Genomic DNA, 26848 nt, shown 5'->3' with positions numbered 1-26848 from the left:
CCCGCGGCCGGGCGGACCTTCGGAATCACTCCTGAGGGCCGTCCGGCACCCGGCCGTCGAATCCCGTCGCCGGAAGCCCGCACGCTCGCACAACCGATCGGCCACCTCGCGCGAGCCGGTCGTCAGGACTGGGGAACCGCGCGTGAGCCGTAGGCCGGGCCGAAGACGACCAGTAGGGCCAGGTCCTCGGTGATGTCGACGAAGCGGTGTTCCTCGCCCGCCGGGACGAAGATCACGGCGCCGGGGCCGACCTCCGCCTCGCCGTCCGGCGTCACGATCCTGGCCCGGCCCGAGGTCACCACGTAGATCTCGTCCTCGGTGTGCGGGCTCTGGGTGTCGACCCCGCCCGCCGGGATGCAGTACGTCCCGACGGACAGATCAGGCACCTTGAGCTGCTCGACCCAGTCGTTGGCGGACCCACCGGCCGGCTGCGCCCACTCACCCGCACCCTTGATGATTCGCATGCCGACGACCCTACCGAGGGCCGTTCCCAGGTGAGAAAAGTGCCCAAAAGGGCTCCATCCCACGATGCTCACGGGCGGTCTTCGGGCAGGTGCCTTGTCGTCGTCGGCGGTCACGGCTGAACGTCGTCGATCCGGCATGAGCGGTTCTTGCCGCCGGTCGCCGACCGGAAGGCGATGTCGCTGTGACCGGCGGGAGAACCCCGGATCGTGCGGCGGACGTCGGCTAGAGGCGTGTCGCGGTGCGGACGAGGTCGGCGACGGCTTTGGATCTGCTGTGCGGCGGCCAGGCGATGACGGTCGTGACGGTCGGCGCGTCCGGCACCGGCACGATGGCGTGGTCGTCGCGTAGCCGGTCTCGGAGCGACTCGGGTACGACGGCGCAGGCCAGTCCGAGCGCGATCAGTTGGAACAGCTGGGTATGGTCGCGCACCTGCGGGCCGGGGCCGTCCGGATGGCTGCCATCCCGTTCAGGCCAGCGCGGCAGGGGCAGGTCCGTCTGGGCGTTGACCTCGGCCAACGACAGATACGCCCGGTCGGCGAGGGGATGACCCTTGGGCAGGACCACGATCTGCTGTTCGGCGTGCAGATCCTCGGTGTCGAATCCGGCCGTCGTGTCGTAAGGCCGGTGGAGCAGAGCGACGTCGGCACGCCCGGTGCGCAGCAGACCTTCCGGCTCGCCCGGCCCGCACAGCATCACCTCGACCGCCGCGGAGCCCGGTTCGGCGGCGTAGGCGTCCAGAAGCTTCGACAACAGTTCCCTGGACGCTCCGGCCTTGGCGGCCAGCACCACACCCGGCTGGTCGCCCGTGGCACGGCGGGTTCGCCGCTCGGCGGCTTCGACCGCGTCGAGCGCGGTCCGGGCCTCCCGCAGCAGCACCGACCCGGCCTCGGTCAAGGAGATGGCGCGAGGGGTGCGGTGCAGCAGGACGACTCCGAGCCGTCGTTCCAGCTGCTGGATCGCCCGTGACAGTGGTGGTTGCGCCATCGCGAGCCGTTGTGCCGCCCGCCCGAAGTGCAACTCCTCGGCGACGGCGACGAAGTATCGCAACTCCCGCGTCTCCACCCGCTCATCGTATCCAGCGCCGACCACGATCGATACCCGTGCGGTATCGCCGTCCACCTGACCGGTCTTGGACGCCCCACCCGAGCCCGCAACATGATCGGCGGTATGAGCGAACGGACGATCGCGCTGGTGACCGGCGCGAACAAGGGAATCGGATACGAGATCGCCGCCGGCCTGGGCGCGCTTGGCTGGCGAATCGGTGTGGGCGCGAGGGATCGGCGATGCCGAGACACGGCGGTCGGGAAGCTGCGCGCGGCCGGGGTCGACGCGTTCGGTGTGCCGCTCGACGTGACCGACGACGCAAGTGCGGTCGCGGCGGCCGAGCTGATCGCCGACCATGCCGGAGGGCTTGATGTCCTGGTCAACAACGCCGCGATCACCGGCGGCGTGCCGCAGACACCCACCACGGTCGATCCCGCGACGGTGCGAGCCGTCGTGGAGACCAACGTGATCGGGGTCATCCGGGTCACCAACGCGATGCTGCCGATGCTGCGCGACTCGGCGTCACCGCGGATCGTCAACATGTCCAGCAGCGTCGGCTCGCTCACCCTGCACACCACCCCCGGTATCGACATGGGCCCGGTGCCCACCGCCTACCTGGCGTCCAAGACCTTCCTCAACGCCCTCACCATCCAGTACGTCAAGGAGCTGAGCGAAACCAACATCCTGATCAACTCCGCCTGCCCCGGCCTGACCGCCACCGACCTCACCGGCTTCCAGGGCGTCCGCACACCACAACAGGGCGCGGCCATCGCGATTCGCCTCGCGACCCTGCCCGACAACGGCCCGACCGGCGGATTCTTCGACGACGCCGGAACGGTGCCCTGGTAACAGCCACACCAGCACGAACCATGCCCGTTCTCGACGTCAGCCGCGCGTCGCGCGCCACAGGAGAGGCCAGCCGATAACGTCGTCGCCGGTCAGCCCTCGAACCGCACGACGGTTCCCATGACCGGCTCCGCGGAGACGAACCCGAAGTGGCGGGAGCCGAAGCCGCCGTCCGGGTCGTCGCCCAGGAGGACGAGCTGACCATCGGGTACGGTCCGTTCGGAAGTGGAGGTCGGCAGCGCCGGTAAAGGCGCGGAACACGACCGTTCACGGTTTGGACGGGCGAGATGCCGGTTCGCGCAGGAGCCGGGTCTCGTGGCTGCTTCCGGATCGCGCTTGCACTGCTGTCTGAGCCGGTCCGACCAGGCTCCGCCTACGACCAGCAGTTGGCCGCAACCGCGGTCACCGGAGGCGCGACCATTCGACCCGGGGTCGGGTTCGTCGACTTGATGAGGCTGAACATGTTCTTCCCTTCCGTTGTGAGGATCCGTTGATCGAGGGCGGGGCGCGAATGCCTCACTCTCCATTCCTGGATCGGTGACATCCGGGGCCTGAAAAGGCCGGCGTGGCCGCGCCCGCCGGGGCGGTCGCCGAAACCGCGCCCGGCGCGTGCGGGCCGCTCATGGGATGGACGGCCTCGTTCGGGACTGTGGACGCACAGAAGACGACCAGGGCTACGTGTACCGCCATGTCGTGGCCTTCCTTCTGCTCGGGCCGCCCGGCTGGAGCCCCTGTGCCACCATCTTTTCCGCTCGAACCCGCTCGCGCTTGAACATCGGTACGCGGCTTCTCGGAGCCCGCCGGGACGGTCATCGGGTCCGAAAAGCATGGTTGATTTGCGGGGGCGAATGCCGAGGGCTTTTCTTGATATCTGCGATAGAAGGTCTTTTCGTCGTGGAGGGAATCGCCGGATGTGGAAATGGCTCCATGCATTGACTGTTTCGAATGGTATTCATTGACATGGGTGTTTACTCCTACCCGATGACGTGTAATGCTTCGGCCATGTCCAGGGACAACTTGATGCACGCGCCCGACATCGGCATCAGAATCGAGCGCGCCCGTGGCGACGGCGGTCCTCCCACGGAGTGGTCAGGGTTTTCGCCCGACGAGACGGACGCAGTCGTCCTCTTCCAGGCCAGCGGCTTCGTCCGCGACGCCGAAGGCATGGCGTCCTATCTCGACCCCGTCACCGGATACGTCAATGTCGCCGGCACAGAGGAGAGGTTCGCCGAGCCCCTGGGCCGGGACTGGGTGTACACGGCGATCCTCTTCGAGCCGGGCAGCTTCGCCGATCGCTTCAGCGGCCCGTTGCGTCACGACTGGACCCTCCATGTCAGCGCGCAAGCCGACCTTCGCCATCGGAAGCTGCTAAGAGCCCTTCTGCGGGGAACCGACCGCCTCGAAGCCGAGGAACGGCTCTACCTGCTCTTCGACGCGCTGACCCCGTCCCGGCCGGCGTGGAAAGCCTCCACCGGCACTTCGATGGCCACACGCGTGGTGCATCGTCGGCTGGCGTTGGCCGTCCAGGAAGCCCTCAACGCCGGTTATCTCACGACGAACCTCGAAGATCTCGCCCGAATGGTCGGCGCGTCCCCCAAGCACCTGAGCAAGATCTTCCATACCGTCACCGGCCGCACCATCACCGGCTACCGGAACGACCTACGCGTCCGCGCCGTCCTCAACGATCTGACCGCCGGTGGCGACTGCCTCGCGGATCTCGCCGCCCGCTATGGCTTCGCCGACCACGCCCACCTGACCCGAACCGTCCGCAAGCACCTCGGTGAAGCCCCCTCCGTCTTGCGCGAGGCGCTGAGCGGGTAGCAGCGATCGTCGAACGCGTCGGGCAGGACAGGGTGAGCCGCGGTGGGTGTGGACATCGAGACTCGCGATCCACTGGTGGCGGCGTCTTCCACACCCGGCACTTCCTGACTGTCACAACCCTGGAACCGGACGCCTGATCGATAACGCCGACCACATGTCGGCGGACCCATGCAAAAAGGCCGTACGGCGAGCCGCTCGGAGAGCGACCACCCCATGCCCTCTCGGTGGGACCGGCTCCTTCCGAGGTCGGACGCCGACCGTCCCGGTCGGTGCCCTGTGGGAGAAGGCCGGTCACCGGCGTGAGGCCGGGATGAAGGAGCAGGACCGGGGGGCACAGGCCAGGAGGTCTGGCGTCCGCCGGGGGTGATGGCCAGGTCGAACTCCTCGTGACCCGGTCCGCTTCGGCGTCCTACAAGAGGGGCCGGAGGGGCGGAGTCGGCACGATCATCGTCCGGGATCTGGTGGAATGACGAGTTGTGAGTGGTCAGGGCTGGCGGTTGGTGCGTCGTGTGGGTGCCGGGAGGGCTGTTGCCCCCGTGCTCGACGAGCACCAGCGGGCGGCTGTCACGCATGAGAGCGGCCCGCTGCTGGTCCTGGCCGGGCCGGGGACCGGCAAGACGACCACGATCGTGGAGAGCGTCGTCGACCGGATCGAACGCAGGGGGACGGACCCGGAACGGGTGCTCGTCCTCACCTACAGCCGCAAGGCCGCCGAGGAACTGCGCGAGCGCATCACGGCGCGCGTGCGCCGTACGACCAGGACGCCGCTGGCGCTCACCTTCCACAGCTACGCCTACGCGCTGCTGCGCCGCGAGGCCGTACTCGCCGGGAACGTCGCGCCCCGGGTGCTGACCGCGCCCGAGCAGCTGCTTGAGATCCGCCGCCTGCTCCACGGCGAGCTTGAGGACGGTGCCCCGCTGTGGCCGCAGGACATGCGGGAGGCGCTCAGGACCAGGGGGTTCGCCCAGGAACTGCGCGACTTCATGGCCCGTGCCGCCGAACGCGGCCTGGACGGTGAGGACGTGGTCGCGCTCGGCCGGGCGCACGGCCGTACCGACTGGGTGGCCGCGGGCCGGTTCGCGGGCCGTTACCAGGCGCGGTTCGACCTCGACCTGGAGCCGGTGCTCGACTACGCCGACCTGATCCGGGCCGCGGGGGCGCTGCTGACCGACCCCGAGGTACGGCAGCGCGAACGTTCCGCCTACGACGTCGTCTTCGTCGACGAGTACCAGGACGCCGACCCCTCCCAGGAGTTCCTGCTCGGGCAGCTCGCGGGGGAGGGGCGTGACCTGGTCGTGGTGGGTGACCCCGACCAGTCGATCTACGGGTTCCGGGGCGCGGACGTGCGCGGGATCATGGAGTTCCCCGACCGCTTCAGGAGGAAGGACGGCGGGAGGGCCCCCGTCATCGCGTTGCGGGTCTGCCGCCGCAGCGGCGCCGAGCTGCTGAAGGCCTCGCGGCGGGTGACGGCCCGCCTGCCGGTTCCGCCGGGCGGCGCCGGGCACCGCGACCTGAGGCCGCTGCCGGACGTGGAGCCGGGCGAGGTCCACGTCGTGGTGGCCGACGGCGAGGCGCAGGAGGCGGCGCTGGTGGCCGACACGCTGCGCAGGGCCCACCTGCTCGACGGCGTACCGTGGTCACGGATGGCGGTGCTGGTGCGTTCGGCGACCCGTCAGCTGCCGCTGCTGCGCCGGGCGCTGGTCGCGGCCGGAGTGCCGGTCGCGGTCGGCGCGGGTGAGCTGCCGCTGTTCCAGGAGCCGGGGGTGCGCCCGCTGATCAGGCTGATCCAGGTCGCGCTCGACCCGGAGATCCTCGACGAGGCGATGGCGGAGGAACTGCTGACCGGCGCGCTCGGCGGCACCGACATGATCGGGGTACGGCGGCTGCGCAGGGCCCTGCGTGTCGCCGAGCACGAGGCCGTGACCAGTCCGGAGGAGCACGACCTCGACGACCCGGCCCCTGCGGCCGAGCCCCGTTCCTCGGGCGAGCTGCTGGTGGCCGCGCTGAAGGACGAGCGGGAGCTGGTCAGGATCGAGCCGCACGTCGCGCTCCCCGCCGAACGGCTCGCCAGGCTCATCGCGGGCGCCGCGGAGGTCGTACGGCGCGGCGGCACCGCCGAGGACGTCCTGTGGGGCGTCTGGAGCGCCACCGAGCTGGCCGGACGGTGGACCGAGACAAGCCTGTCCGGCGGGTTCAGGGGCACGATGGCCGACCGTGACCTCGACGCGGTCGTGGCGCTGTTCGACTACGCGGCGGGCTTCGTGGACCGGTTGCCGCACGCCGGTGTCGAGGTGTTCGTCGAGGACCTCATCGCGCGGGAGATCCCCGGAGACTCCCTGGCCGAGCGCGCCCCCGACAGCGAGGCGGTGCGCATCATGACCGCCCACCGCTCCAAGGGTCTCGAATGGGATGTCGTGGTCGTCGCCGGGGTGCAGGAGGGGGCCTGGCCCGACCTGCGGCTGCGGGGGTCGGTGCTGGGCACCGACGAGATGGTCGCCAAGGCGGCCGGTTCCGAGCACGAGAACCCCGCGGCCGTCTCGGCGGCGCTGGCCTCGCAGATGCTGGCCGAGGAGCGGCGCCTGTTCTACGTGGCGGCCACCAGGGCGAGGAGGAAGCTGGTCGTCACCGCCGTCGGGGGGGACGACGCCGACGAGCGGCCCTCCAGGTTCCTGGCCGAGCTCGCCCCCGGCGAGACGGGGGAGACGGTCGTGGACGAGCGCTCCCGCTGGCTGAGCATGTCCGCGCTGGTCGCGGACCTGCGTTCGGCCGTCTCCGACCCGACACGGCCCGAGGCGCTGCGCCGGGCCGCCGCCGAGCACCTGGCCAGGCTCGCCGCCGCCGGGGTGCCCGGCGCGCACCCCAACGAGTGGTACGCCCTGACGGAGATCTCCGACGAGCGTCCGCTGCGCTGGCCGGACGACATCGTGCGCGTCTCGCCGTCCGCGGTGGAGAACTTCACCAAGTGCGGGCTGCGCTGGCTGCTGGAGACCTCGGTCGGCGCGGGCGGCACCGACGTCGCCAGGGGCCTCGGCACGGTCATCCACGCCCTGGCGGTGCTCGCGGCGACCGGCGAGGGGACCGAGGAGACGCTCGGCAAACGGCTCGACGACGTCTGGCACGAGCTGGACTTCGGCGGCGCCTGGTACAACCGCAAGCAGCGCGGCGTCGCCGAGGAGATGGTCTCCCGGTTCCTGCGCTGGCAGCGGGACAACCCCCGGGAGCTGGTCGCCCTTGAGGAGTCGTTCGTCGCGACGGTCTCCGAGGGCGTGCAGATCAAGGGGCGGGTCGACCGGGTCGAGCGGGACGGCGAGGGCAGGGCCGTGATCATCGACATCAAGACCGGCAAGCACGGCCCCAAGGAGGCCGACCTCGAACGCCACCCCCAGCTCGGGGTCTACCAGCTCGCCACGCTGCTCGGCGCGTTCGAACGGCACGGGATGACCGAGCCCGGCGGCGCGGCCCTGGTGCAGGTCGGAGACGCGGCGACGAGGAACGCCGCCAAGGAGCAGGCCCAGATCCCGCTGGCCGACGACACCGACCCGGGCTGGGCACGTGACATGGTGGACACCGTGGCGGCCGGGATGTCCGGCCCGGTCTTCCAGGCGAAGGTCAACGACGGCTGCCGCACTTGTGTCGTGCGGGCGAGCTGCCCGGTCAGCAAGAACGGAGACCAGGTGTGCTGAGCCCGGTTCAGCTCGCGGCCAAGCTGGGCATCCTCCCGCCGACGCCGGAGCAGGCCGAGGTCATCGAGGCAGGTCTCGAACCGATGGTCGTGGTCGCCGGGGCGGGTTCCGGCAAGAGCGAGACCATGGCGGGACGGGTCGTGTGGCTGGTCGCCAACGGCCTGGTCCGCCCCGAGCAGGTGCTCGGCCTGACCTTCACCAGGAAGGCCGCCGGGGAGCTGGCCGTACGGGTGCGTGAGCGGCTCAACGGGCTGGTCGCGGCCGAGCAGGTGCCCGCCGAACTGTTGCAGGGCGAGCCGACGATCTCCACCTACCACGCCTACGCGGCCAGGCTGGTCACCGAGCACGCCCTGCGGGAGGCGCTCGAACCCACCATGCGCCTGATCAGCCCGGCCGTCGCGTGGCAGCTCGCCGGACGGGTGGTCAGCGGCTACGACGGCCCGATGGAGCAGATCGAGTGGGGTCCGGCGACCGTCACGCGGGCGGTGCTCGACCTCGCCGGGGAGATGGCCGAGCACCTGCGCACCCCGCAGGAGGTGCGGGAGATCGGCGCCTGGCTGACCGAGCGGTACGGCAGGCTGCCCGGCACGCCCACCCAGCTCCAGCGCAGGCCACTGGCCACGCAGCGGGCCAGGGAGCAGCTGCTTCCGCTGGTCGAGGCCTACGAACGGCTCAAGCGCCGCCGCGAGGTCGTCGACCACGGCGACCAGATGGCGCTCGCGGCCAGGATCGCCGAACGGCACCCCGAGGTCGGGGAGGCCGAGCGGGGCAGGTTCGCCGTCGTCCTGCTCGACGAGTACCAGGACACCAGCCACGCCCAGCTGGTCCTGCTGCGCTCGCTGTTCGGGAACGGGCACCCGGTGACGGCGGTCGGCGACCCCTGCCAGTCGATCTACGGCTGGCGCGGGGCCTCCTCGGGCAACCTCACCCGCTTCCCCCGCGACTTCAGGACGGCGTCGGGGGAGCCCGCCCCGGTCTGCCGCCTTTCGGTCAGCTTCCGCAACGGCGACGCCGTACTCGACGTGGCGGCCAGGGTGCAGATCCCGCTGCGGCTCGAAGCCCGTGAGGTGCCGGTGCTGGTGCCCGGCGGCAACCGGATCGAGCGGGGCCGGGTCGTGACCGCCTTCCACGGGACCGCTGAGGACGAGGCGGAGTGGATCGCGGCGAAGATCTCCGGGCTGCTGGGCGGCGAGAGCGCCCCCGACGGGCTGCCCTGGGGCGACGGCGAACGCAAACGGGCCAAGCAGAGCGCCTGGGGCGGGCCGCAGTGCCTGCAGCCCCACGACGTGGCGATCCTGGCCCGCAAACGGTCGCAGTTCCCCACGCTGCGCAGGGCCCTTGAGGCGCGGGGCATCCCGGTCGAGGTGGTCGGTCTCGGCGGGCTGCTGACCGTGCCCGAGGTGGCGGACATCGTGGCGACGCTGCGGGTGATCTACGACCCGACGGCCGGGGACGCCCTGGTCAGGCTGCTGTCCGGGCCACGCTGGCGGATCGGTCCCGCCGACCTGAAGGAACTGGGCGACCGGGCGCGTGAGCTGAGCCGGGAGACCCGTGAGGACGGGCCCGGCGGCGTCGCCGACCCCCTCGACCAGGTCGTCGCGGACATGGCCGAGGAGCGGGGCAGTCTGGTCGACGCCCTCGACGAGCTGCCGGAACGCCCCGAGTGGCAGGAGGCGTTCTCCCCGCTCGCCCGGGTCCGCCTGGTGGCCATGGCACAGGAGCTGCGGGTCCTGCGCGCCCACACCGGGCAGCCGCTGCCCGACCTGGTCGCCGAGATCGAACGCAGGCTCGGCCTGGACATCGAGGTCGCGGCCAGGGGCTCCGCCGGTGTCTTCGCGGCCCGCGCCGACCTGGACGCCTTCCTCGACGCCGCCTCCCGCTTCGCCGGAGACTCCGAGGACCCGACGCTGGGGGCGTTCCTGGCGTTCCTGAAGGCCGCAGACGAGGAGGAGAACGGCCTCGACGCGGGCCGGGTCGGAGAGAGCAACAGCGTCAAGCTGATGACGGTCCACGCCTCGAAGGGCCTCGAATGGCCGGTCGTGATCGTGCCGGGGATGTCCCAGGCGTTGTCGAAGGGCGGGACGCTCACCGTCGGCACGGTCTTCCCGGCCAGGCCGACCGTCAGCCCCAGGTGGACGGAGAACGCGCGCAAACTGCCGTACCCGCTACGGGGAGATGCCTCCGACCTGCCCAGACTCGGCGGTCTGTCCAAGGAGGAGATCGGCGACTTCGACGAGCGCTGCCGGGAGCGGGAGCTCCTTGAGGAACGCCGTCTGGCCTACGTCGCCGTCACCCGTGCCCACTACCTGCTGATCGCCTCCGGTTACCGCTGGGGCGGCGGGTCGAAGCCCCTTGACCCGTCCGACTTCCTGGTCGAGGTCCGCGACACGTGCGGGCGGGCCGAGGTCTGGGCGCCGCCCCTTGAGGAGGGGGAGACCAACCCGCTGCTGGCCGAGCCCGCCGAGTCCAGGTGGCCCGTCACCCCGGCCGGGGCACGGTACGAGGCCGTACGGGACGGCGCGGACATGGTCAGTGCGGCGCTGGCGGCGTTGTCGGCGCTGTCCGGGGAATCCGAGGAGCCGGAGGTCGTCCCGGTAGAGGAGGTGTTCGTCGTCGAGGACGACGAGGTGCCCTTCCCCGACGACCCCTACGACGATCCCTACGAGGATCTCAACGGGGACCTCGGCCCGGCGGGCCGGCCTCTCCCCGAACCCTATGACGACGTCCCCGACCGGGTTTCCCCGGCGTTGCGCGGGTGGGACAGGGAGCGGGCCAGGGCCTGGGAACGCGACATCGAGCTGTTGCTCAGGGAACGTGAGCTGAACCGGCGGCGCGGTCCCGGCCGGGTCGAGCTGCCCACCCACCTGACCGTGTCCTCGCTGGTCACGCTCGCCTCCGACCCCAAGGCCCTGGCCCGGCAGATCCGCCGTCCCGTGCCGAGGAAGCCCGCCCCGCTGGCCCGCAGGGGCACCTCCTTCCACAGCTGGCTCGAATCCCGCTGGGGTCAGCAGCGGCTGATCGACGAGCTCGACCTGCCCGGTTCGGCCGACGAGACGGGCGAGGCCGACGAGGCCGCAGACATCCAGCTGGCCGAGCTGCGCGAGCGGTTCGAGGAGAGCGAGTGGGCGGACAGGGAGCCGCTTGACGTCGAGGTCCCGTTCGAGACCATGATCGCCGACCGGCTGGTCAGGGGCCGGATGGACGCGGTCTTCGAGACACCGGACGGCGGTTACGAGGTCGTCGACTGGAAGACCGGCAGACGGCCGAAGGGGAAGAAGGCCGAGGTCGCGGCGGCCGTACAGCTGGCGGCCTATCGGCTGGCCTGGGCACACCTGGCGGAGGTCCCGCTCGGCCGGGTGAGCGCGGCCTTCCACTACGTGCGGCTCAACGAGACCGTACGGCCCGCCGACCTCCTCGACGAACGCGGCCTGGTCGCCCTCATCGAGTCGGTCCCCGCGATCGGTTGAACAGCTGACGTGTCAGGTCACGCCAACGCCTCGACCTCCGTGCCGGAGATCGTGTTCTCCCAGCTGTCCGGGCGGGAGGGGGCATGACCACGGTGGGCAGGTCCAAAACGCGGCGTCGCCTGCGTCCTCCCCGGGAGGGCAAGTCCGGGTGTCGTTCTGGTCAGCGGGGATTCCTGGAGATCTCACCGCATCCGGTGGTGACCCACTCCGTCGCCAGGACTCTTACGGAGTCGGGTGGAGGAACGTAAGAGCCGCTCACGCAATGAACGGAATAATGGTTGTCCCCATTTATATGGGATATCGTCGAGCCGTGGAGCTGACGGTCGGGGAATTGTCCAGGCGTAGTGGTGTGGCCACCTCGACCCTGCGCTTCTACGAACGCAAGCAGCTCATAGTCAGTCGCCGTACGGCGGGCAATCAGCGACGTTACTCACGTGACACCCTTCGCAGGGTGGCCTTTATCCGTGCGTCCCAGCAGCTGGGGACCTCTCTTGCGGAGATCGGCTTCTACCTGTCCCTCCTTCCCGAGGGGCGTACGCCGACACGGGAAGACTGGGCCAAGCTTTCGGAATGCTACCAAAAAGACCTGAACGGCCGAATCCAGCGTCTTGAGTGGCTCCGCGACCGGCTCGCCGGATGTATCGGATGCGGTTGCCTGTCCCTGGGGCTGTGCAAGCTGGTCAATCCGGATGACTGTCTCGGGGAAAACGCCTCGGGGGCGCGCAAACTCTATGAGCCGTGATCGAGGATCACATGCCGGGGGGCTACGCCGGAAAATCGTAATTTAGAGCCTTGTCAAGCTCACGGTGCGTTTCTCGGACTTGCGTGGCCAGGTGGTGGGTGAGGAGCCGCAGCCCCTCGGTGACGCGCTCGGCGCGGATGGAACCGTAGCCGAGCACCAGCCCGGAGCGTGACCGGTCCTCGGCGCAGTACGCCTCCAGACTCTCGACGGCGACGCCCGACGCGCGCGCCTCCGCCGACATCCGGCCGAGATCGACGGGCACGTCGGGCCTGAGCCTGGCGCACAGGTGCAGACCCGCGGCCGACGGCACAGGCTCGAACCAGTCGCTGAGGTCCCCGCGCAGCGCCGTGAGGACGCGTTCGCGGCGGTCCGCGTAGACGCGGGTCGCCTTGCGGACGTGCCGGGACAGTTCGCCCGAGTCGATGAATCGGGCGAGCGCGGCCTGTGCGGCGTGGTCGCCCTGCCAGTCGGTCAGCCGCCTGGCCGCGCGCAGCGCCGGGCGCAACGAGGCCGGGGCGACCAGGAAGCCGAGCCGCAGCATCGGCAGCAGCGTCTTGGAGAACGTGCCCACATAGACGACCCGGCCGTCCCGGTCGAGGCTCTGCAGCGGGTCGAGAGGACGCTGACCGAAGCGGAACTCGCTGTCGTAGTCGTCCTCGACGATCACGGCGTCGTGGCGCGCGGCCCAGTCGAGCAGTGCGGCCCTCCGCGCCGGGGACATCGGCGTGCCCAGCGGGAACTGGTGCGACGGGGTGACGTAGACCAGCCGGGTGCCGGACGGGAGCGCGTCCACGTCGAGTCCTTCGTCGTCCACGGGCACCCCGCTGACCCGGGCGCCGAGGGAGGCGAACAGCAGTCGTGCCGGGGGATAGCCCGGCTCCTCAACGGCCACCCGGTCACCCGGCTCGATGAGGATTCGGCCGACGAGGTCGAGGGCCTGCTGCGCGCCCTGGGTGACGACGACGTCCCCGGCGTCGGCGCGCACCGAACGGGACAGGCCGACGTGGCGGGCCACGGCCTCCCGGAGGGCGGGGTGGCCCGCTGGCTCGCCGTACCCGGAGGTTCTGACCGTCGAGGCGCGCAGTTCGGCGGCGAGAAGGCGGCGCCAGGTGGCGAGGGGGAAGAGGTCACCGTCGGGTCTGCCGACCCGGAAGTCGTAGCGAGGGGGTTCGGGGCTTTCCGCGGTGTCGGGGAGATCGTCCCAGAAGGGGCGGGGACGCACCCCACGGCCCTGCGGGGCGCCACGCCGTACGGCTCCGGCGGGTGTGGTGGGTTCGGCGACGAAGGTGCCCGCGCCGACGCGGGGGAGGAGGAAGCCCTCGGCCGTCAGCCGTTCGTAGGCCGTGCAGGCCGTGTTGCGCGAGACGCCGAGGCGGCGGGCCAGCTCCCGCGAGGGCGGCAGCCGCTCCCCGGGACGGAGCCTGCCGTCCAGGATCGCCTCGCGGAGCTGCCGGTAGATGCGGGAGGCCAGGTCGCCGGGGCCGCCCAGGCTGACGTGCGGGTCCACGCGGAGACCCTACATTGGCTCTTTCGGTTTCCGGGGAATTGGCCCTTCTGGGGAGCCAATCGAGGCCGTTGGATGGACTCGACCAACGGGGAAACAGCCGAGGAGTTACGTCTTGACCGTCGCCGACATGTGGTTCGACCCGAAGTGCCCCTGGGCGTGGAACACCTCACGCTGGCTGCTGGAGGTCGAACGCGTCCGTGACGTGGAGGTCCGCTTCCACGTGATGAGCCTGTGGCTGCTCAACGAGGGCAGGCAGGGCCTGGAGGAGTGGTACCGGCGCTGGCTCACCGACACGCTCGGCCCGGTCCGGGTGCTCGTCGCCGCCGAGCAGAAGTACGGCACGCCCGTCCTGCGCGACCTCTACACCGCCTTCGGCGACCGGATCCACCATGGGAAGGTCCCGATCGGTCCCGGCCTGTACGGCGACGCGCTGGCCGAACTCGGCCTCGACCCGGGACTCGCCGAGGCGGCGGAGAGCACCGACCACGACGAGGCCCTCCTGCTGAGCCACCGGGCCGGTCTCGACCCGATCGGTGAGGACCTGGGCACCCCGGCCATCCACGTCCCCGGCCCCGACGGGCGGGTCAACGCCTTCTTCGGGCCGGTGGTCAGCCCGGTGCCGCGTGGCGAGGCGGCGGGCGGGCTCTGGGACGGTGTGCTGCTGGTCTCGGCGACCCCGGGCTTCTTCGAGCTCAAGCGGAGCCGTACGGAATCTCCCCGGGTCGACTGACCCGTTGCCTCCGCGTGACCGGCCACGCGGATGATCGCCCTTTCGTGGACGGGGGGAGTATGACGCGATTACCCTCCTCGGTATGACCAAGCGGATCACGATCTCCCTGCCCGACGACCTCGCCGACGAGGCGCAGCGCTCGGGCAACGCCTCCGGCTACATCGCCGAGGCACTGCGGGAGCAGCGTCGCATCAGGGAGGGCATGGCGGCCCTGGAACGGCTGTGGGGTCCCGGCTGGCAGGACGACATCACCGACGCCGACCGGGAGCGCGCCAACCGCCTGTTCGGCTCCGCACGGGAGGTCGCGTGACCCCGGACGTGCGGGAGGCCGGGTGACCCCGGAGGACGACGGTCTGACCGGCCACGTCCTCGATCTCGACGCGGTCTGCCATCTGCTCGACGTCAGGAGCAACTACGGGCGTGAGATCGTCCGTCAGTCCGTGCTGCGCAACACCACACTCCTGCTGCCCGCGGCCGCCGCGCAGTGTGTGACGGCCCTGCGGCCCGAGCAGGCCGAGGCCCTGCTCGGGGTGCCGGTGGTGACGGTGGGGGGCCTGACGGCCGCCGACGTCGCGCACGCCGCCGGGCTCGGCCCGAGGATCGCGGCCAACCTGGAACGGCACACCCCGGGCCCCGTCGCGGGAACCGACCTCGTGGCCGTTCTCGCCGCGGCCCATGCCGTACTGCTGGCCGAGTCCAGAGGCGGCTGGCGCGTCATAACCCCGGCCCCTCACCTCTACGACGACATTCCCGGCGTCCGGCTGGAAATCCTCCCCTGATTCTCCCGGCCGATTCCCCGGGTTTCCCTCCAGGGAGGGAAATGTTCGGCTTTCCTGTCCTTGGGTCTTTCCCGATGAGAAGGGTGTGGGGTGCCGGTCGAAGCCCGACGTCACGTGGGGCGGAGGGGTGCGCACGCTCCGTCGCGACGCATTCTCTGAATGTACGGGGACGTAATGGGGTTGTGGTGTTCACCGGTATTACCGCACGTGTTCACCTTGAATGTGAGAACACCTGGAAGGCCTCGCGTCAATATGGTGTGATAAATCTTACAAGGGGGTCGCTTTTAATATTTGAAATGTGATCATTGCCGATGAATCGCCCTGTGTGGGTGTATCCGTACCGATCGGAGTTCATCGGAATGCAGCTCAGGCGAAACCTCTCCTTGGCCGCCGCGTCGATACTCGCCGTGGTCGGCCTGGTCGCCTCACCCCCCGCGGCGTCGGCCGCCCCGCCGGACGGCGGCCAGTCCAGTGTCACCTCCGACGTCTTCCCCGGCGCCAGGCTCGGTGAGCGCGTCGGCCCCAAGGCCGTCAAGGACACCGGGAAGAACGCCGAGAAGCAGGAGGAGACCGCACGGGTCAGCCCCCAGCTGGTCGCCTGCGACGGTGACGGCACCAGCGGCAAGCGCGTCGAGACCCTGTACGTGCGCGAGGCGACGATGCCGGACCGCTACGCGCAGCTCCTGCCCATGTTCCGGGCCTGGCTGGCCAACGCCGACGACCAGTTCAACGACGCCGCCGCGACCTCCAACCGCAGCAGGCACATCCGGTACGTCACCACGGCGGTCAGCGGCGGCTGCGTCCCCGTCGTGCGCAACGTGGTGGTGCCCGCCGGTTCGCTGGCCACCTTCGACGCCGGAAAGACCGCCCTGCAGGCCCTCGGCTACAACAGCAACGACCGGCACTACCTCATGCTCACCGAGGCCACGGTGATCTGCGGTGTCTCCGACATCAAGAACGACGACCTGACCACCGGGTCGACCAACCTCAACAACGGCCTCGCCTTCTCCCGGGTCGACGCCAGTCCCAACTGCTTCGGGGCGAACGCCATCGCCCACGAACTGGGGCACAGCTTCGGCGCCGTGCAGCTCAGCGCGGCCCACTCGGACGGCTCCTGGCACTGCCTCGACCAGTGGGACATCATGTGCTACGGCGGCACGCCCACCTGGAGCTGCCTGCAGTGGAACGACTACCGGCTGCCCGACTGCAACCGGGACGACTACTACAACGCGGTCCCGACCGCCGGGAGCTACCTGGCCACGCACTGGAACGTGGCCGACAGCGCCTACCTCATCGCGGGTTCGACGGCCGACAGCGACCCCCATCCCAAGGTGGGCAACACCTACGTCATAACGAACGCCTCGACAGGGGGCGCGCTCGAACCCATCGGCGGCGCGACCACGGCGCTGACCGAGCTGAGCCAGCGCACCCGGGTGGACACCCCCAGCCAGAAGTGGCTGATGAGCTACAACACCGGACTGCAGTTCATCAACGTCGGCAGTCGCCTGTGCGCCGACAGCGCCTACAGCGGCACCACGCCCGGCACGACGCTGCTGCAGTACTACTGCAACGGCCAGGACGGCATGCGCTTCGCCTACCTGCAGACCGGCACGAACACCTACGCGATCTTCGACTGGCTCTCCGGGCTGGCGCTGACCGCGGGCGGCGCCTACCCGGCGGCCGTCACGCAGCAGACCTACACCGGCGCGGCCAACCAGCAGTGGGTGTTCAACCAGGTCACCGACGCCTCCCCGGTCAACGGCACCTCCTACTACCTGAACGGGTTCGCCAGCCACGACAACGTCGAGCCCGCCGGCGGTTCGACCGCCTCCGGCGCGCTGGTCACGCACAACGCGCCCTCCGGGGCGACCAGCCAGCGCTGGACCCTCCAGGCCAGCGGCTCCTACTGGAAGCTGGTGAACGTCAACAGCGCCAAGTGCCTCGACCTCGTCACGGCGAGCACGACCAACGGCACCCAGATCAGGCAGGCGACCTGCGGCAGCGGGACCAGCCAGCAGTGGACCCTGCAGAGGGTCGCCGACGGCACGTTCTACCTGGTCAACCGCTACAGCGCCAAGGTGCTCGACGCGCCGTCCGGCAGCGGGACGACCCTCGACCAGCAGACGATCACCGGTAACAACGACTCCGGCGCCGGAGTCATCGCGGGCAACGAGATCTGGTACCTCAACCAGGTCTGACCGGGATCCGTGCGGGCCGTCCGCCCCTCCCCGGACGGTCCGCACGGTCACGCGGTTACGGGTTTCCGCCATCGAGGTCGGAGGATCGCCTCCATGGTCACCGCCCCGGGGCCCGCCTAGCGTTGCGGGCATGATCAGACTCAACGGCCTGCGCAAACGGTACGGCGACCGGACGGTGATCGACGACCTGTCCCTTGAGGTCAGGCAGGGCGCGGTCACCGGGTTCCTCGGCCCGAACGGGGCGGGAAAATCCACGACGATGCGCCTGATCCTCGGACTCGACCACCCGACCTCGGGCACGGCGCTCATCGGCGGCCTGCCGTACCACCGGATCAGGAACCCGCTGCGGACGGTCGGCGCGCTGCTGGACGCGCGCGCCCTGCACCCCGGGCGCAGCGGCCGGGCGCACCTGACGGCACTGGCCCGCAGCAACGGCATCCCGCGCCGCCGGGTCACGGAGGTCCTGGAGACGGTCGGGCTCGGGCAGGCGGCGCGCAGGCGGGCGGGCGCGCTCTCGCTGGGCATGAGCCAGAGGCTCGGCATCGCGGGCGCCCTGCTCGGCGACCCCGAGGTGCTCATGTTCGACGAACCCGTCAACGGCCTCGATCCCGACGGTGTGCGCTGGGTGCGCGACCTGATGCGCTCCCTGGCCGACGAGGGCAGGACGGTCTTCGTCTCCAGTCACCTGATGAGCGAGATGCAGCTCACCGCCGACCACCTCGTGGTGATCGGCAGGGGACGGCTCATCGCGGACGCGCCGCTGGCCGAGATCATCGCGCGCGGCTCGCTGGGCGCGGTGGTCGTCCGCACCCCGCACACGGACGACCTGGCCGTACGGCTCGGCGCCGCGGGCCTGCACTGGGAACGGCCGGGGGAGAACGAGCTGGTCGTCACCGGAGCCACGGCGGAGCGCGTCGGCGACCTGGCGCACGAGGCGGGCATCAGGTTGCACGAACTACGCCACCGCGAGGCCTCCCTGGAGCAGGCCTACCAGGAACTGACGGCCGACAGCGTCGAGTACGGCGTACGGAAGGGGCGGGCGTGAACACGTGGGTGAGAGAGCTGGCTCAGGCGATCGGCGGCGAGTGGGTGAAGCTGCGCTCGGTTCGCTCGACCTGGTGGTGCCTGGCCTGCACCACGGCGCTCATGGTGCTCGGCTCGCTGGCGATCGGCGGCGGGACGGCGACGGAGATGGTGCGCCGGGACCTGGCCGGCACTCTGTCCGCCAGCGACCCGGTGACCTCGGCGACGGCGTTCGCCCAGTTCGGTCTGGTCGCGCTGGCGATGCTGACGATCACCCCCGAGTACGCCTCGGGAGGCATCAGGACCACGTTGCAGGCGACGCCGATCCGGGGCCGGGTGCTCGCCGCCAAGGCGCTGGTACTGGCGCCGGTGACGTTCGTCGCCGGGGTGGTCGCCGCAGGTGTGGCGACGGCGGTGGTCCACCTGGTGTTGTCCGCGGAGGTGTTCGGCGGCCGGGTGACGGCGCCGCCCGCCGAGGTCGTCCCCGACCTGCTGGGCGTGGGCGTCTTCCTCGCCCTGGTCTCGGTGACGACGCTGGGCGTGGGAGTCGCGACGCGCAGCGCGGCGGGCACCCTGACCACGGCGTTCATGCTGCTGATGGGCGCGCCGCTGCTGCTGGTGATGACGGGCACCTCGATCGGCTTCGAGGCCTCGCTGCGCATGCCGCTGTTCGCGGGCCTGGCCTTCATGGGCAGTTCGGACACCCCGATGGGCGGCCCGGTGCCCTACCCGGCCACGCAGGGGCTGGTGTGGCTGCTGGTCTGGACGGCGGCCGCGACGGTCGCCGGCTATGCCGTACTGCGCCGCAGGGACGCATAGACTGCGCGCCCGTGTCAGGTAACCGGATCACCCGCGCCCTGGTCGGGGTGCTCGCGGGCGCCGTGCTGGGCCTCGTCGAACTGCTCTTCCTCTGCGCGGCGGCGCTCGTTCACCCGGTGCCCGCCGTACGGCCCGGCGTCGAGCGGATCCTGAACCGGCTGACCGCCCTCGAACGGGCGAGGCTGGCCGCCTGGTTCGACCACGAGACGACCGGGCACCTCCGGCGGGACGGCCGTCGCTATCTCGCCGTCCGCGCCCTCTTCGGCCTCCTCGCCGGGTACGGCTGCGCCGCCGGGCTGTTCCTCGGCGGGCTGTTCCTCTTCGGCGGCCTGTGGAACCTGGCCGGGGACAGGGCGCGGGCCGTACCGGTGCACCTGCCGGGGGTGCGGCTGGTGACCAGCGACGGGGTGCTCGGCCTCGCCGGAGGGACGGTCGTGCTGGCCCTGACCGTGCTCTGGCTTCTCGCCGCGGGGGCCGTGGAACGGAGCCTGGCCGACCACTTCCTCGGTCCCGGCACGCGGGAGTTGATGCGCAGGCGCATCGCCGAACTGACCGCGACCCGCTCGGGCGTCGTCAGGGCCGTGGACGACGAACGGCGCAGGATCGAGCGCGACCTGCACGACGGCGTGCAACAGCGGGGCGTCGCGCTGGCCATGCTGCTCGGCCGGGCCCGGGGCAACCCCGACCAGGCCAGGACCGCGGCGCTGGTCGAGGAGGCCTACGCCGAGTCGCGCCGCCTGCTCGACGAACTGCGCAGCGTGGCCTGGCGGATCTACCCGACCGCCCTGGACGAACTCGGCCTGCGCGCCGCGCTCGCCGGCGTCGCGGAACGGTCGCAGGTGCCGGTCACCGTGCACTACGGGCTGGCCGGGCGCCCCGCCTCCGCGATCGAGACGGCCCTGTACTTCGTCGCCAGGGAGGCGATCACCAACGCCGTCAAGCACGCGGACGCGCGTGAAATCCTGGTCGTCGTGGCCGAGGACGAACGGACGGTGAGCGTGACGATCTCAGACGACGGAGCGGGTGGCGCCGACCCCTCGGGCGGCGGACTGTCCGGCCTGGCCAGGCGGGTCCTGGCGCTCGACGGCACCTTCGACGTCCACAGCCCGCCCGGCGGGCCGACCAGGGTCGTCGCGACGCTGCCGAGGGACGTGCCGTGCGGCTGATCCTGGCCGACGACTCGGTACTGCTCCGCGAGGGCCTGGTCCGGCTGCTCGACGAGGCCGGGCACGAGGTGGTCGCGGCCGTCGGCGACGCGCGGGCGCTGCTCGACGCCGTCGAACGGCACCGCCCCGACGTGGCCGTGATCGACGTGCGGATGCCGCCGACCCACACCGACGAGGGGGTGCGCGCGGCCCTGGAGATCCGTGGGCGCAGGCCCGAGGTCGGTGTCCTGCTGCTGTCGCAGTACGTGGAGAAGACCTACGCCGCGACCCTTCTCTCCGGGGCGGGCGGGCGGGTCGGATACCTGCTCAAGGACCGTGTCTCCGAGGTCGCCGACTTCCTGGAGTCGCTGGAGCGGGTGCACGCGGGCGGGACGGTCTTCGACCCGGAGGTGGTGCGTCAGCTGCTCGCCCGAACCACCCGCACCGACCCGCTGGACGGCCTGAGCGGGCGCGAGCGCGAGGTGCTCGGCCTCCTGGCGCAGGGCTTCGTCAACGCGGCGATCGCCGGACGCCTGCACGTGTCACTGAGCACCGTGGAGAAGCACATCAACGCGATCACGGACAAACTCGGCCTGCCGCGCGACCCCGGCTACAACCGCAGGGTGCTGGCGATCCTGCGCTACCTCGACGACTGAGTACGGCCCGGCCGGGGAAACGCGGATGCCGCGCCCGATGGGTCGGGCACGGCATCCGGTTCATCTCCTCACCCCCTGAAGGGGGCCGGACCCGTCAGGGCACCACCTCGTCACTGAGCGGGGTGCGGTTGCCCGGACGGACAGGCGGTGGGAGCGGGCAGCGGTTCAGCCGACCCTGCTGGGCCCTGCGGTCCAGGCGACTCCGCTGGGGCCCGCGGTCCAGCCTGCCCCGTTGGGTCCCGCGGTCCAGCCGACTCCGCTGGGCCCTGCGGTCCAGCCGGGATTGTGAGGCTCGCAGGGATTGTGGGGCTCGCAGGGCTTGCGGGGCTCATGGGGCTTGTGGGGCCCATGACACCGAGGCTTCTCAGGTACATGACACCCAGGAGGTCCCTCGGGCCCCTCGGGTCCTCTGGGTCCTGCGGGCCCTCTGGGTCCCTCGGGTCCTTCAGGACCAGTGAGGCCTGTGGGTCCTGCAGGTCCTTCAGGTCCTGTGGGTCCTGCAGGTCCTTCGGGTCCTTCGGGTCCTTCAGGGCCAGTGAGGCCTGTGGGTCCTGCGGGTCCTTCAGGCCCTGTGGGACCTGCGGGTCCTTCAGGGCCAGTGAGGCCTGCGGGACCTGCGGGACCTGCGGGACCTGCGGGGCCGGCAGGGCCTGCGGGACCGGTGGCTCCGGCGGGGCCTGCGGGACCCCGCGGTCCGGCCTCGCGACCGGCAGGGCCTGCGGGTCCTGCGGGGCCTGCAGGACCGGCGGCTCCAGCGGGCCCGGGAGGTCCAGGAGGCCCGGGGGGCCCAGGAGGTCCGGCAGGCCCGGGAGGTCCGGGAGGCCCACCCGGGGTTCCGGGGACACCCTGCGGTCCCTGAGGGCCTCGGGGTCCTGTCTTACCGTCGCGTCCATCCCGGCCATTGTGGCCATCCCGGCCATTACGGCCATTGTGGCCGTTACGGCCGTTGTGGCACCTGCAATGCCTTCTCCAGCACCCACACCATCTGGAGGAGAGGCTGCCGATATGGAAAGTCTCACCGCGCATGGCGAGGCCCGCGGGCTTGCCCTGCGGGGCGCTTTCCGAGCCAGGGGTCGCGGCGTTCGCCAGCGACTGGGAGGCAAGCGTGAGGAAAGTACCGATTGTCGCCGCCGTGGTGATCAATCCCCGTACGTACCTGCTGGAGTCGACGGTGGAAGCCCGTCCGGTACCACTAGAAGTCATCGCATTCCATGTCGTTGATGATTTCGGATACATGATCCGCCTGATGGCGGCAGGGGTGAAGTACCCGGTGATCGTTACAGTGATGCTTTTGGTTTATTAACGAAGATCAAAGAATTGACTGGTGTGTTCTGTCGCTTATTTCGGCTTCTTGTGTCATATGGAAGGTGGATTTTATCCATATTTCTTGGATGGTCGCAGTTGTCGCCCAGCAGGAGAGATATGTGTGGATGGCGTGATAAATCACCCAGAGAAAAGCCCGGCTACCGGAGGAAACCGGCGCCGGGCATGTGGGCCGGACGGAAGCCAGGAGGGCCCAGGAGAGCTCTAGGAGGGCTCTAGGAGAGCATCGCCAATGGGTTGGCGACCGGGACGTACCCGGCCCGGCGGTCGGCCGAGCGCGCCCACCGCACCGAGAGGTTGGCCTTGGCCGGCAGCGGCGCCCCGGCCAGCAGGTCCGCCAGCGGACGCGGCCACCCCCTGGAGCCCGCGTATCCGGCCAGCACCTCCCCGGCGACCGCCCACAGCTCCCGCACCGGGCCGTCGCCCGCCAGAGAGGCGGCGATCTCGGACAGATGGTTGACCATCAGGCAGTAGACCACCCGGTCCCACCCCGGCCCGGGATCGTAGGTGAGCGCCTCAGCGACCCGCGAGGGCAGCCCGGACAGGTCGTGCCTGCCCGCCACGAGCTTGGTCCCCTCCAGGTCGCGGAAGACCGCCTCGACCGGCGTCCCCGACGCGTCCACGCCGACCAGCACGTTCTGCAGGTGCGGTTCGAGCACCACGCCGTGCTCCAGGTAGGCCTCAAGTACCGGGGGCGCGACGCACTCGACATAGGCCCGCCACCAACCGGCCGGGTCGGCGGGCCCGGATCCGGGCACGGCCAGCGCGCCACTCAGCAGCGGGGTCACCCCCGGCCTGCACACCGACCACGGGCTGGTACGGATGATCACACCGAGCCCTTCGAACAGCCGGGTGCCCAGGTTCGCCGAGCGGTAGCCGGGCTCGCTCAGCCAGCGCGTCCCGGGGAAGGAGGCGGCCAGGTCGTCGAAGACCGGCCCGAGGCGCCGGGTCAGCTCGACCGCTCCGGCCAGTTCGTACCACGCGTTCTTCCTGACGCAGTTGGTGATCCGCACATCCAGGCTGAACTTCAGGCACCGGTCGATCCCGGGGTCGTAGACCGTACGGACCGAGGAGGTGGGAACCGCGGGGCGGGAGCCGTACCCCAGGTCGACCAGGCGGCCGTCGGCCAGCGGCACGGCGAGGTCGTCGGCGAGCAGGTCGAGCTGCCACGGGTGCGCGGGCAGGATCGTGTACCCCTCGGGTGCCGGGCCGAGCTCGTCGAGCCGCCCGGTCTCACCCGCCTCGGCCAGCACGTCGTCGCGGACCCCGAGCAGCCGGAGCGGGAAGCTCGCGTGCGCCTCGGGCGCGTAGCGCAGCCAGCCCGACCCGTCGTGGGCCTTGGGACTCGGATGGAACGGGTGCCCGAAGACCAGCCGCTGCTCGGAGGCCAGCCACGGGTCGGCCGGTTCCCGCCCGCTCCGCCTGGCCGCGAGCAGCGCCGCCATGGCCCGCCTGCTCGCGCCGACCTGGGCGGCGAACTCCTCGTTCGTCCCGCCCAGCTCGCTCTCCACGAGCCCGACGAGCCGGTCGACGTCGAGCGGGCGCCAGGCGCCCCCGTCGAGCCAGTCAGGGTGGCCCGCCAAGCGCAGCGCGAGCCCGCCGTGCGTCCTGGCCCGCAGCACGGTGCCGCCGACCCGCAGCAGCACGTACGGCTCGGCGTGCCAGACCTGTCCGCGAGGCCCGGCGACCTCCCTGACGCAGCAGCGCAGCAGCGCGGCGAGCGTCGCCTCCTCGGCGACGGCCGCGGGGGAGACGGCCGCGGAGCAGGGGTCGAGCGCGAGGCCGGTCATGGAATCCTTCGCATCGTCATGTTCTGGATGGCCGCAGGAGGGTGGCGCAGGTAGTTGGGCCCGCTGGTGCCGTAGAACTTGTTCACGTCACGGGCCCCGGTACGCGCTTTGTCGACCAGGGTCCCGGCGACGACCATCGACTTGCCGACGAGCCTGGCCGCCTCAAGGGTCCTGGCCCGCAGCAGCCGGGCCATCGGGTCGTCGCCGTACTCGGCGAGCGCCTCCCCGAGCGTGTCGCGGACCAGCAGGCGGGCCCGCGCCGGCGGCAGCGCGCAGAAGGCGACCGCCGCCGCGGCCAGGTGCAGCGTGATCGTCACGAACACGTCGGCGAGCGCGTGCGGGTCGTCGGTCAGCATCCGCTCGTCGGTGAAGTCCGGCACCGCGACGCCCTCGGCCAGCAGCCGGTCCGGTGAGGTCAGCAACCCGTCGTTGTCCTTGACCAGCAGCCTGGCCGGACCGTTCCCCAGCACCAGGGCCAGGTTCTGCTGGTGGGCCTCCAGGGCGGTGCCGTACCGGACGAAGAGCCGCACCTGGAAGCCGAACAGCAGCCTGAGGTAGGCGCCGAGCAGCGCCGTGACGTCCCCGCCGTACCACCGTCCGGCCAGCTCCTCCACGACGGGCGCGCCCCGGGGGGTCGGCGCGGGCAGCGCGGCCACCGGGACGATCTCGCCGGGCGGCAGGCGGCGCAGGAGCCAGCCGAGATACTCGTGGTCCGCGTGACCGTAGGTCTGCTCGTCGGCCAGCAGCACCCCCGGGTGCGGCAGCCGCCGCAGCAGCAGCTCCGCCCTGGCGCCGTCGGCGAGCGTGCCCGGCTTGATGGAGCGCCGGTTGCGCAGTCCCAGCGTGCTGGTCGGCAGCGGCAGCTTCACGTGTGTGCCCGCGTCGAGCGCGACCGTGCGCGTCGACAGCGTCGGCCTGACCTCCAGGTACGGCCGCGCCCCCACGACCGCCCACGGGATCTCCTCGACCACGGGAACGGTGAGCGGGTGCACGGGGAAGAGCACATGTGTGCGCGCCAGGGACGAGGGCAGCCCCACCTCCGCGAAGCCCGGCGCGTACGGCATGGCCGCGCCGCGCGCCCGTTCCCGGGGCACGGCCGCCCAGCGCAGTTCGAAGGAGGGCGCGAACTCCGGCGCGTAGGCCGTCAGCTCGTCGTCGGACAGCCCGTTCCTGCACCGCGCCGTCGGATAGACCGGATGGTCGACGAAGGCGGCCAGCGTCTCGTACCGTACGGCGTCCAGCCGCTCCCCGGGCCCGGCGGCGGCCAGCAGGCCGAGCACCCGCTCCCGGTGGGCGGCGTGCAGCTCCAGGGCGCGCAGCGCCTGCTCGCACTCCTGGGCGAACGCCTCGATCCCCGGGCCGTCCTCCGGCGGGGCGACCTCCCCGAGGGTCAGCAGGACCTCGCGCAGGCCGAGCGTCTCCTCGGGGGCGACCACGAAGTCCTGGAAGAGCGACCCCGGCACCAGGCGCACCCCGCGCCCACCGGCCAGGGCCAGGGTGACGCCGCCCCTGTTCCCGGTGATCCGCCCGGCCAGGCCGCCGTAGTCCTCGCGCAGCAGCGCGTCCAGGACACGCGCGGCGAGGTACCGTTCCCGCGCGGTCACGCGATCACCCACGGTCTGTCCGCCGCGAAGGCCGTCAGGGCGGCGTCGACGCTCACTCGGTCGGGACCGATCGCGCGGACGACCCCCAGATAGTCACGGTTGGTGTTGGTCGGTTCGATCCGGTCGCCGACGGCGCGCAGCGGCCGGTGCCAGAGCCTGACCCGGGCGCCGGGGGCGGGGGCGACCGCTCCCGGAGCGGAGACGACGGTCCCGGCCCGCTCCGCGACCACGCTCAGCGCGGTCCCGTGCTCCCGGGCACCGCCCAGGTCCCCGGCCGGCAGGCCCAGGTGGACGCCGAGGATCCTCTCGAACAGCGGAACGCCGAGCAGGTTGCCGAGCAGGAGGTCGCAGTGGTCGCCGATCACGCGGTAGTTGACCTCGATGATCCTGGGCCCCGCCTGCGTCATCACGTACTCGGTGTGACAGGCCCCGAAGCCCACGCCGAGCGCGTCCAGCGCCCGCAGCACATGGCCTGCCGCGGGCGGAGGCTCCCAGTCGAGTCGTTCCTCGACGAAGTACGGCAACGGCCCGAGCGTCGTCCTGAAGCCGCCGAGCACCCGTGTCCCGCTCCCGTCGCCGAGCGTCTCCAGCGTGTGCAGTGGGCCTTCGAGGTACTCCTCGACGACCAGCGCCTCACCGGGCCGTCTGGCGCCGATCGCGTGCAGGGCCTCTTCGAGCTCACGGTCGTCCCGCACCAGGACGACGTCCTCACTGGCGACGCCCTCGCGCGGTTTGACGACCGCGGGAAACGGCACGTCCCGGGGTACGGGGTCGCCGGGGGCGAGCCGTACCGAGCGGACGGTCTCGACGCCCGCCTCCGCCAGGCGCGCGCGGGTGAGGGCCTTGTTCTTCGCGGTGACGCAGGCCCGCCAGTCCTTGCCGGGCAGGCCGAAGTAGGCCGCGGCCAGGGCCGTCTCGGCCTGCAGGTGGTCGGAGTTGGAGAAGATCGCGCCGGGCGTGTGGTGGCCGGAGACGGTGTCGATCACCGCGCGGGCGTCACGGACGTCGCAGCCGAGCACCTCGGCCCCCGAGTCCCGATGGTGCTCCGGTCTGTCGGTCAGAACGGTGACGTCGCAGCCCAGCGCGCGTGCCGCGGGCAGGAATCCGTCGGTGACCGAGTCGGTCGGCTTGAGCGCGGTGAGGTACAGCCGCATGGGACCCCCGGAATCAGGTAAGCCTAACCTAACTCGCCGCATCCTAGCCGTA

21 protein-coding genes are annotated in these 26848 nt (G+C 71.2%); 14 read left to right on the top strand and 7 right to left on the bottom strand.

Features of this window, described 5'->3' with window-relative positions:
- Positions 1-122: 122 nt before the first annotated feature.
- Both ABT340_RS40470 and ABT340_RS40465 read right to left on the bottom strand, forming a co-directional pair.
- Entirely contained in the window at positions 123-464 is a 342-nt protein-coding gene (locus tag ABT340_RS40470) for a cupin domain-containing protein (protein ID WP_352016246.1), read from the bottom strand.
- A 223-nt stretch (positions 465-687) separates the two neighbouring features.
- Positions 688-1527, bottom strand: a complete 840-nt coding sequence (locus ABT340_RS40465) for a LysR family transcriptional regulator (RefSeq protein WP_352016245.1) — start codon at positions 1525-1527, stop codon at positions 688-690.
- Between the two features lie 105 nt (positions 1528-1632).
- On the opposite strand from ABT340_RS40465, the gene ABT340_RS40460 reads away from it, so the two are divergent.
- Entirely contained in the window at positions 1633-2358 is a 726-nt protein-coding gene (locus ABT340_RS40460; protein WP_352016244.1) for an SDR family NAD(P)-dependent oxidoreductase, read from the top strand.
- 89 nt (positions 2359-2447) lie between these two features.
- On the opposite strand, the gene ABT340_RS40455 is transcribed toward ABT340_RS40460, so the two are convergent.
- Positions 2448-2882, bottom strand: coding sequence for a S26 family signal peptidase (locus ABT340_RS40455; RefSeq protein ID WP_352016243.1), 435 nt, complete (start codon positions 2880-2882; stop codon positions 2448-2450).
- A gap of 475 nt (positions 2883-3357) precedes the next feature.
- On the opposite strand from ABT340_RS40455, the gene ABT340_RS40450 reads away from it, so the two are divergent.
- From ABT340_RS40450 to soxR, 4 genes are all read left to right on the top strand, one after another.
- Positions 3358-4176 carry a helix-turn-helix domain-containing protein gene (locus ABT340_RS40450; RefSeq protein WP_352016242.1) on the top strand — a complete coding sequence of 273 codons (819 nt, stop codon included), beginning with the start codon at positions 3358-3360 and terminating at the stop codon, positions 4174-4176.
- 536 nt (positions 4177-4712) lie between these two features.
- Positions 4713-7859 carry an ATP-dependent helicase gene (locus tag ABT340_RS40445; protein ID WP_352016241.1) on the top strand — a complete coding sequence of 1049 codons (3147 nt, stop codon included), beginning with the start codon at positions 4713-4715 and terminating at the stop codon, positions 7857-7859.
- A complete protein-coding gene (locus ABT340_RS40440) occupies positions 7853-11326 on the top strand; it encodes an ATP-dependent helicase (protein ID WP_352016240.1) in 3474 nt (1157 codons plus the stop codon). The genes ABT340_RS40445 and ABT340_RS40440 overlap by 7 nt, the downstream gene beginning before the upstream one ends.
- A 292-nt stretch (positions 11327-11618) precedes the next feature.
- A complete protein-coding gene (gene soxR, locus ABT340_RS40435) occupies positions 11619-12068 on the top strand; it encodes a redox-sensitive transcriptional activator SoxR (RefSeq protein WP_352016275.1) in 450 nt (149 codons plus the stop codon).
- A gap of 22 nt (positions 12069-12090) precedes the next feature.
- Here soxR and pdxR read toward each other — a convergent pair whose 3' ends face one another.
- Positions 12091-13575, bottom strand: coding sequence for a MocR-like pyridoxine biosynthesis transcription factor PdxR (pdxR, locus tag ABT340_RS40430; RefSeq protein WP_352016239.1), 1485 nt, complete (start codon positions 13573-13575; stop codon positions 12091-12093).
- 127 nt (positions 13576-13702) lie between these two features.
- Between pdxR and ABT340_RS40425 the strand changes: the two genes are divergently transcribed.
- The 9 genes from ABT340_RS40425 (at position 13703) to ABT340_RS40385 (ending at position 22228) form a co-directional block, all read left to right on the top strand.
- Positions 13703-14305, top strand: coding sequence for a DsbA family protein (locus ABT340_RS40425; RefSeq protein WP_352016274.1), 603 nt, complete (start codon positions 13703-13705; stop codon positions 14303-14305).
- Between the two features lie 82 nt (positions 14306-14387).
- Complete coding sequence (locus tag ABT340_RS40420) at positions 14388-14615, top strand: hypothetical protein (protein ID WP_352016238.1); 228 nt, start codon at positions 14388-14390, stop codon at positions 14613-14615.
- A 22-nt stretch (positions 14616-14637) separates the two neighbouring features.
- Positions 14638-15084, top strand: coding sequence for a hypothetical protein (locus ABT340_RS40415; RefSeq protein WP_352016237.1), 447 nt, complete (start codon positions 14638-14640; stop codon positions 15082-15084).
- Between the two features lie 359 nt (positions 15085-15443).
- A complete protein-coding gene (locus ABT340_RS40410) occupies positions 15444-17282 on the top strand; it encodes an RICIN domain-containing protein (RefSeq protein WP_352016236.1) in 1839 nt (612 codons plus the stop codon).
- A 130-nt stretch (positions 17283-17412) separates the two neighbouring features.
- Positions 17413-18327 carry an ATP-binding cassette domain-containing protein gene (locus ABT340_RS40405; RefSeq protein ID WP_352016235.1) on the top strand — a complete coding sequence of 305 codons (915 nt, stop codon included), beginning with the start codon at positions 17413-17415 and terminating at the stop codon, positions 18325-18327.
- Positions 18324-19124, top strand: a complete 801-nt coding sequence (locus ABT340_RS40400) for an ABC transporter permease (protein ID WP_352016234.1) — start codon at positions 18324-18326, stop codon at positions 19122-19124. The genes ABT340_RS40405 and ABT340_RS40400 overlap by 4 nt, the downstream gene beginning before the upstream one ends.
- A gap of 11 nt (positions 19125-19135) precedes the next feature.
- Entirely contained in the window at positions 19136-20290 is a 1155-nt protein-coding gene (locus ABT340_RS40395) for a sensor histidine kinase (protein ID WP_352016233.1), read from the top strand.
- Positions 20281-20925 carry a response regulator transcription factor gene (locus ABT340_RS40390; protein WP_352016232.1) on the top strand — a complete coding sequence of 215 codons (645 nt, stop codon included), beginning with the start codon at positions 20281-20283 and terminating at the stop codon, positions 20923-20925. Before ABT340_RS40395 ends, ABT340_RS40390 begins: the two co-directional genes overlap by 10 nt.
- Positions 20926-22030: 1105 nt before the next feature.
- Positions 22031-22228: a hypothetical protein gene (locus ABT340_RS40385; RefSeq protein ID WP_352016231.1), complete on the top strand. Its 198-nt coding sequence runs from the start codon at positions 22031-22033 to the stop codon at positions 22226-22228.
- Positions 22229-22463: 235 nt separating this feature from the next.
- On the opposite strand, the gene ABT340_RS40380 is transcribed toward ABT340_RS40385, so the two are convergent.
- From ABT340_RS40380 to ABT340_RS40370, 3 genes are read right to left on the bottom strand one after another with little or no spacing between them, the layout of a single operon-like run.
- Entirely contained in the window at positions 22464-24038 is a 1575-nt protein-coding gene (locus ABT340_RS40380) for an IucA/IucC family protein (RefSeq protein WP_352016230.1), read from the bottom strand.
- Positions 24035-25654, bottom strand: a complete 1620-nt coding sequence (locus ABT340_RS40375; RefSeq protein ID WP_352016229.1) for an IucA/IucC family protein — start codon at positions 25652-25654, stop codon at positions 24035-24037. The genes ABT340_RS40380 and ABT340_RS40375 overlap by 4 nt, the downstream gene beginning before the upstream one ends.
- Complete coding sequence (locus ABT340_RS40370) at positions 25639-26796, bottom strand: ATP-grasp domain-containing protein (protein ID WP_352016228.1); 1158 nt, start codon at positions 26794-26796, stop codon at positions 25639-25641. Before ABT340_RS40370 ends, ABT340_RS40375 begins: the two co-directional genes overlap by 16 nt.
- Positions 26797-26848: the final 52 nt, after the last annotated feature.

Origin of the sequence: Streptosporangium sp. NPDC000239, assembly GCF_040300765.1 — a bacterium.
In the GTDB taxonomy this organism is placed as follows: domain Bacteria; phylum Actinomycetota; class Actinomycetes; order Streptosporangiales; family Streptosporangiaceae; genus Streptosporangium.
The sequence above is the reverse complement of the archived record's forward strand: the minus strand, read 5'-3'. Positions and strand labels throughout refer to the sequence as shown.